Source organism: Arcticibacter eurypsychrophilus, from assembly GCF_001730525.1.
Taxonomy (GTDB): Bacteria; Bacteroidota; Bacteroidia; order Sphingobacteriales; family Sphingobacteriaceae; genus Arcticibacter; species Arcticibacter eurypsychrophilus.
Genome location: NZ_MDFN01000075.1, coordinates 1 through 641, shown reverse-complemented (window position 1 = coordinate 641; position 641 = coordinate 1). Strand labels below are relative to the sequence as shown.

Sequence of the window (641 nt, the reverse complement as noted above, 5' to 3'; positions counted from 1 at the left end):
AATTCAGTGCAGAATTCAAAGCAAAAGTAGCGATAGCAGCAATCAAAGAGCAACAGACAGTAGCAGAGCTGGCTGTTTTATATGATATCCATCCCACGCAGATAGCCACCTGGAAAAAGCATTTTCTGGATAATAGTTCTGCTTTGTTTGCCGAAAAACAAAGCGATAATAAGGAAAATGACGCCAATGAGTCCCGATTATATGAGCAGATCGGCAAGCTTCAGATGCAGAACGATTGGCTAAAAAAAAAGTTATTATGAAGTGTAGCCTGCCGGAACGAAGAATGATGGTCAGTAAAAGTGGAACGCTTAGTATAACCGATCAATGCGGAATGCTTGGGATTCACCGATCAGGCTTTTATTACGTCCCGGAGGGAGAGAGTGCCCTTAATCTGGTGCTGATGCAATTTATTGATGCCTATTTTCTTAAACATCCTCATACAGGAGTGGTGACACTGTGTGCTTATTTGTGCATGAGCGAAGGTTTTACCATCAATGTCAAGCGTGTACGCAGGTTGATGCGCCTGATGGGGCTGATGGCCATTTATCCAAGCAAGAAGCTGAGTATTCCTGATCAGGGTCATACTCTTTATCCTTATTTGCTCCGGGGGCTTCAGATTGAAAGAGTCAACCAGGTGTGGC

The 641-nt window shown here is 43.8% G+C and carries 2 protein-coding genes; both read left to right on the top strand.

Features of this window, described 5'->3' with window-relative positions:
- The coding region (locus BFL47_RS19025; RefSeq protein ID WP_069661372.1) for a transposase at positions 1-260 on the top strand (260 nt) is incomplete at its 5' end.
- Positions 257-641: IS3 family transposase (locus BFL47_RS19020; protein WP_139125886.1), on the top strand; the 385-nt coding region annotated here is incomplete at its 3' end. The genes BFL47_RS19025 and BFL47_RS19020, both read left to right, overlap by 4 nt.